Here is a 5,829-nt window from a genome sequence, read left to right as displayed (position 1 = left end):
CGCCTTTAAGCTGAAGCTATTCGGCTACATACCGGCGCAGCCGGTAGTTTTTTTGCGCTTAAGCAATATAAAAAAAGAGAACCGGGCAAAGCGTATCCCGGTTCTCAAGATCCGATTCCCGAAAGTCTTGCGACCTTCGGACGCTCTTCGGCCTTCATTCGTTCTCCGGCACCCGGAGCTCCGCTCGAATCGTTCCGCTCCTGGGGGGAGGAGATAAAGGAACGCCCGGGCCGGAATCCGCCGACTCCCGGGGGGATGCCGTTGGGGGACAACGGCGACGGGATTTTCTGCGGAGGGAACCGGAAAACGAACCAGTCAAATGAAAGATGGCTTATTTTTCCTTGCGGACAACCGCCACCGGTTCGACCGAGTATCCGCTCGCAACGGATGCCGCGGCCAGAAGGATTGACATGATGGTATCAGAGTGATTCGTCTTTTTCATTTTTCAAGCAACCTTGTTCTTTTGCACGGCCCGAGCACTGCCGGGTATTTCCGTACTGTCTGTTGCTTAAGATACACGGCTGAAATTACCGGAGCATTGCTGAAAGATTACAATCCGGCAATATGTCAAAAAAAGTGAAATTTCAGAAAATATCAGGTTTTTGAGCGGAAATTGTGCAAAAAGACGCTTGCAATTCGCTCAACCGGGTATATATTAAGAAGCATTGACAACGTAAGAAGTCAAAGACGTGCACCCATAGCTCAATTGGATAGAGCGTCTGGCTACGGACCAGAAGGTTTGGGGTTCAAATCCCTATGGGTGTACCATTTTTTTTGTCTCATCGACGGTTCTGCCGCCCCTGCCCCGGAACGGGCACTCGCAATTTTCTCAGTAGTGAAGGGAAAAACGTTTCCCGGCTCTGAATGGTTTTGTTCCAGGCATGCCGGTCAGTTCCCGGAAGGTGCGGTGAAGTTCGGGAATTCGCGTCGGTAACGCTCGGGGGAAACTCCGGCAAACAGCTTGAAGCGGCGGCTGAAATGATACGGATCGCGATACCCGAGACGCAAAGCGATCTCCGCAACAGGGGCCGAACCCGAAACGAGGAATTCCGCAGCGAGCCGCAGTTTGAACTCCTCAAGATACCTCTTCGGACGCATGCCGGTACGCCGTTCGAAATTCCTTCGGAACTGATCGACCGAAAGGTTGCAGAACTCCGCCATCTCCTCGACCGTCCACCAGTGCTCCGGGCGCGACTTGATCGCTTCGAGCAGAGCCTCGACCGGCGTGACCGACAAGGTGCGGTTCCGCTCCAGATAGAGGTCGACGAGAAGTTTCTGCAGCATGATGTTCGCATTGAACTGGGCGTCGCGCGAAGGGTCCTGAATCATCGCCATGATCGGCAGCAGCTTGCGGGCACTGCCGAAATCGGCGACGCCGTTCTGGAGAATACCGGACTGGTACAGCATGTCGGCGATCGGCCCGGTGAAACGAATCGAGTCTTCTACGTAGGGCAGTCCGGCCGCGCCGCCGTAACGGTTGAGTACACCCGGCGCAACGGTTATGAGCTGCCCCGGAGAAACGTCCCATTCTCCACAACCGTCGATCCAGCAGCGGCCAGCCCCTTCGATCAGGTGAGAAATCGAATAAAATTCAAATTTTCGAGGCCTGCATGAGACGAAACCGTTCTCCGCCGAACGACTCGCCGCCCCCGCATTGATGATCCAGAGTCCGTATCGGGCATGCAGCTCCGGCATCTTCCGCAACAGCCGGTGAACATCCGGGCGCTCGGAACTGAAGTCGAATTGAATGATTTTGTCATTACTCATGCGGCTTTTATCCATTTGACTTTTCGTTTCCTGTAGTATAATATACACAGCGACTGATTTTTTTGTCAAGAGCCAATCCCTAAACACGAGGTAAAATATGGCGGAAAAGAAGAAAGTCGGCGTAGCCGTTCTGGGAACCGGCAGCCGGGGGCGCGGAGTGGTCGGCAATCTGCTGCGGGATTCCAAAGGCGGGGTCGAAATCCTGGCGGCCTACGATCCGGACAAGACGGTCATGGCCGAAACGATCGGCATCTGGAATCACACCGGCATCACAAAAGAGTGCGACAGCATCGAAGAGGCGATCAACACTCCCGGTGTGGAGTGGGTCATGGTATTCTCCCCCAACGTCTATCACAAGGAGGGAATCCTCGCGGCGTTCAAGGCGGGCAAGAACGTCTTCTCCGAAAAACCGCTGGCCACTTCGATCGACGACTGCCGCGAAATCTACGAGGCGCACCGGAAGAGCGGAAAACTTTTCGCGACCGGTTTCGTTCTGCGGTACGCGCCGATCTACCGCAAGGCAAAGGAGCTGCTCGACTCTGGAAAACTCGGCAAACTCATCGCGATCGACGGCAGCGAAAACATCACGCCGGAGCATGGCGGCTACATCATGTGCAACTGGCGGCGGTTCACGAAATACGCCGGCCCGCACATTCTGGAAAAGTGCTGCCACGACCTCGATCTCATCAACTGGTTCGTCGGCTCGCTTCCGACCCGGGTGGCCTCGTTCGGCGGGCGCAACTTCTTCATCCCGGAGAACGAAAAACTCATGGAGAAATACGGCAGAAAGACCTTCTGCTCCTGGTGGGATCCGCACGCGATCAGCTCCCCGTTCTCCGGAGACACCGACCTCATGGACAACACGATCACGATCGCGGAATTCCGCAACGGGGTACGGGTTTCGTTCATGGCGACGATGAGCAATGCGATTCCGGAGCGGAGAATGTACTTCTCCTGCAGCGAAGGCACGATGAAGCTCGATCTCTACACCGGGAAACTCTACTACCGCTGCCTGAAGGGCGAAGGAACCATGGAGGTCGAAGTCTCCGGCGATGGACACGGCGGCGGCGACGATTACATCATGAAGGAACTCTATGACTCCATGACGACAGGGGCAAAACCGAAGTGCGGCGGCAACGAGGGGTTGGAGAGCGCGGTCTATGCGCTCGCCCTCGACGAGTCCGCGCGCACGCATCAGGTGGTCGAGCTCGAACCTGTCTGGAAAAAAATGGGACGCTGATCCTCCTCAAAAGTTGACAAAAACCTCCTGTTGTGAACGTCCGGCAGCGACCCGCCGGACAACAGCAACAGGAGGATTTTTTTATGTCCGAATCGATTCTTCATCACGTCCTGACGGTGGATGCCGCAACGCGGCGTCTGCTTGATCCGGCCGGAGACGAGATCACCTTTCCTGGAGCGTTTCCGGAGGTGGAATTCGACACCGCCGCCGTGATCGCACTGGAATTCAAAGAACGCACTCTCCGGGAGGATCTCTCCTGGGAACTTGCGCCGCATCCGCTTGACCCGGAATCCCATTACACTCTTTCAGGAGTCTGCGCAGCGGAGAGCGGCGGCGAACTCATGTTCCGAAGTTCCGCCGACATGGTCAATCTGCCCGGAGAGTGGCCGGACGGTTCAACCGCCAATCCGGAACAGGGGCGCCTGACGTTTCACATTCATCCGGATCTGTACCATTTTTACGAAGTGGCAACCGACCCCGAAAAACGGCGGCGCTGCATCATGTTCCTGGAAGCGTACAGCGCCGGAGAAAATCTGTCGCGGACTCTGGCACGGTTCGGTTTTCGCGCATCAGCCCGCCCGGACGGTGAAGAGAGCGCAACAGGAGCCATTTTCCATTCCAACACAACCGTGAACGGGGTCGGCGGTCCGGTGATCCTCGCCGACGCCTCGGGAGAACCGTTGACGGTGGCTGGGCAGACGATTCGACTGCCCGCTTCCGGCAGCGGGATGCAGGGGCCGCAGGGCGAGCCCGGACCGGCCAACTCCATCACAATCGGAGCGGTTATCACGGGGGATCCCGGCACGATGGCTGCGGCGACAATAACCGGAGAATCACCTTCACAGACATTGAATCTGACCATTCCGCGCGGAGAAACCGGCCTTCAGGGACCGCAGGGGCCGCAGGGAGAAACCGGGCCGCAGGGCGAAAAAGGCGAAACCGGACCGCAGGGCGAAAAGGGCGAAACCGGCGAGACCGGTCCTCAGGGGCCGCAGGGGCCTCAGGGCGAAAAAGGCGAAACCGGTTCGCAGGGGCCACAGGGAGAAACCGGGCCGCAGGGGCCTCAGGGCGAAAAAGGCGAAACCGGTTCGCAGGGGCCTCAGGGAGAGCCGGGAGATCCGAACGTTGCAGAGTCAATGGTAGATGAAAAAATTTCGGCACACACCGTGGCGGAGGATGCTCATCCGATGCAGGGCGCAACCACGAACGACTACAACGGGCTTGATACGAACTGCAGCTGGTACTTGTCCTACGGGGACAATACGTCGAACGTGAACGCTCCGGCGAACGGCCCGTTCTTCGTCATGACAAAAAAATGGACGAACAGCAGCGGGTCGGCTGGCGCGGCGATGCAGGTTGCGGTCAGGAATATGATCGGCACTCTCACGACGCAGGAAATGTACATCAGAACAGCGAGCCTCTCCGGCGGTTCGCTGAGCTGGCGCACTTGGCAAAAGGTCGGCAGCAGCGCGATGGTTGGAATCCCGAATTACGGGGCAGTGGTAAATTTGTCAGCCGAATTTCAGAAAACGAATACCCCTTCATATACGTTTACGACAAATGGATGGGTCTTCTTCACAACGACCTCTTACACTTCTCCGATGATAAATAATTTTCCTGCATCAAGTGATGTGCTGTATCCTGTTGCAGCTGGAGACGTATTATCAATGCAGTACGAAACTGCAAACATAACCGTTTACTTTTATCCGAACCGCTAGGAGGAGCTATGCAGAAGTACGCAAAAGTAATTGACGAGGAGACCGGGGCATGCATCGTCGGGCTCGGGGAGAGTGAAAGCGCGGCAGAATACTACGAATCTCAGGGGATGACGCTCTTGGACGTGGAGCAGGCGGCTAATGGGGGATGGTATCTTGCGGGCAAAGTTCCTGAAGTAACGATTACCTCGGAATGGGTGAACAAGGAGCTGTTTCTTGATGCGCTCTATGCACTTGTTCCGGCGGATCAGCTTGCTGCAAAACTGCAAGACCCGACTGCCTTTAAGGCGGGGATCATGGGGCTTGCTCTGCTGACCACGAACGCCGCACCGGATGGGAAAATTGACTTGCTCGATTCCCGCGTCCCGGAGTGGCTTGGGGTATTTGACTTGACGCTCGAGCAGGTGCGCGAAAAGATGAACGAACAAAGAGGGGGAACCGATGTACAGTCTGAATGAGATCGAGGAGAAGATCCTGCTTGCGACCGAGCTCAACCTTTCCGGCGCGGAGCTGCTTGAGGATACGGAACGCGCACAACAGGTCTGCAACGGGATCGGCGCGGAGTGGATGCCGTCCTGGCTGCGGTGGCTGATCAGTTTTCTGTTTCCGACGCTGGTCCTGGCCGCTGATATTCACGATATCCGCTATCATCTCGGGGGATCGGAACGCGACCGGAAAAACGCCGATATCGAAATGCTCATCAACGGGATTGTGCTTGCGCGGAACCAATACGGAATTTTTGATCCGCGCCGGTATGGGGTAATGTTCGTCATGCTGCAGTTCTACTTCAAGCTGCGCGACTTCGGCTCTTTCGCGTGGAACGGCGGGAGTGAAAACGATGGAGCATATTGAAGCGATCGGCAGAATGCTTGCGATCCTGGTGCCGGTCATGTCCGGACTCGTGTGGGTCGTACGTCGGATCGAGCGCGGGCAGAGCCGCATGATGGAAAGGATCAACAAGATCGACAAGCACAAAGTCAGTTACAAGGTGTGCGACCGGCGCCGCAGTGCCTGTCTTTATAAATCCAATAAAAGGAGATGGTATGATAAATAGCTGACGTTCGCGGTTTCTGCTTGCGGCGTGTAATTTATGGCGATTAACTTACA

Annotated in this window: 6 protein-coding genes and 1 tRNA gene; 6 read left to right on the top strand and 1 reads right to left on the bottom strand. The window is 56.2% G+C overall.

Annotated elements, in window-relative coordinates; genetic code table 11:
- The first annotated feature begins 691 nt into the window (after positions 1–691).
- Positions 692–768 (top strand) — tRNA-Arg (locus Q0K10_RS15400).
- A gap of 120 nt (positions 769–888) precedes the next feature.
- Here the strand turns inward: Q0K10_RS15400 and Q0K10_RS15395 are convergent.
- Positions 889–1,767 carry an AraC family transcriptional regulator gene (locus tag Q0K10_RS15395; protein ID WP_294508994.1) on the bottom strand — a complete coding sequence of 293 codons (879 nt, stop codon included), beginning with the start codon at positions 1,765–1,767 and terminating at the stop codon, positions 889–891.
- 97 nt (positions 1,768–1,864) lie between these two features.
- On the opposite strand from Q0K10_RS15395, the gene Q0K10_RS15390 reads away from it, so the two are divergent.
- From Q0K10_RS15390 to Q0K10_RS15370, 5 genes are all read left to right on the top strand, one after another.
- A complete protein-coding gene (locus tag Q0K10_RS15390) occupies positions 1,865–3,007 on the top strand; it encodes a Gfo/Idh/MocA family oxidoreductase (protein WP_294508991.1) in 1,143 nt (380 codons plus the stop codon).
- 83 nt (positions 3,008–3,090) lie between these two features.
- Positions 3,091–4,725 carry a hypothetical protein gene (locus Q0K10_RS15385; RefSeq protein ID WP_294508988.1) on the top strand — a complete coding sequence of 545 codons (1,635 nt, stop codon included), beginning with the start codon at positions 3,091–3,093 and terminating at the stop codon, positions 4,723–4,725.
- Between the two features lie 8 nt (positions 4,726–4,733).
- Positions 4,734–5,180, top strand: a complete 447-nt coding sequence (locus tag Q0K10_RS15380) for a hypothetical protein (protein ID WP_294508985.1) — start codon at positions 4,734–4,736, stop codon at positions 5,178–5,180.
- A complete protein-coding gene (locus Q0K10_RS15375; RefSeq protein WP_294508982.1) occupies positions 5,164–5,574 on the top strand; it encodes a hypothetical protein in 411 nt (136 codons plus the stop codon). Before Q0K10_RS15380 ends, Q0K10_RS15375 begins: the two co-directional genes overlap by 17 nt.
- Positions 5,561–5,776, top strand: coding sequence for a hypothetical protein (locus Q0K10_RS15370; RefSeq protein ID WP_294508978.1), 216 nt, complete (start codon positions 5,561–5,563; stop codon positions 5,774–5,776). The genes Q0K10_RS15375 and Q0K10_RS15370 overlap by 14 nt, the downstream gene beginning before the upstream one ends.
- The last annotated feature ends 53 nt before the right edge of the window (positions 5,777–5,829 follow it).

The organism is uncultured Victivallis sp., assembly GCF_944391105.1.
Lineage (GTDB): Bacteria > Verrucomicrobiota > Lentisphaeria > Victivallales > Victivallaceae > Victivallis.
This window is presented reverse-complemented; position numbering and strand designations above follow the sequence as displayed.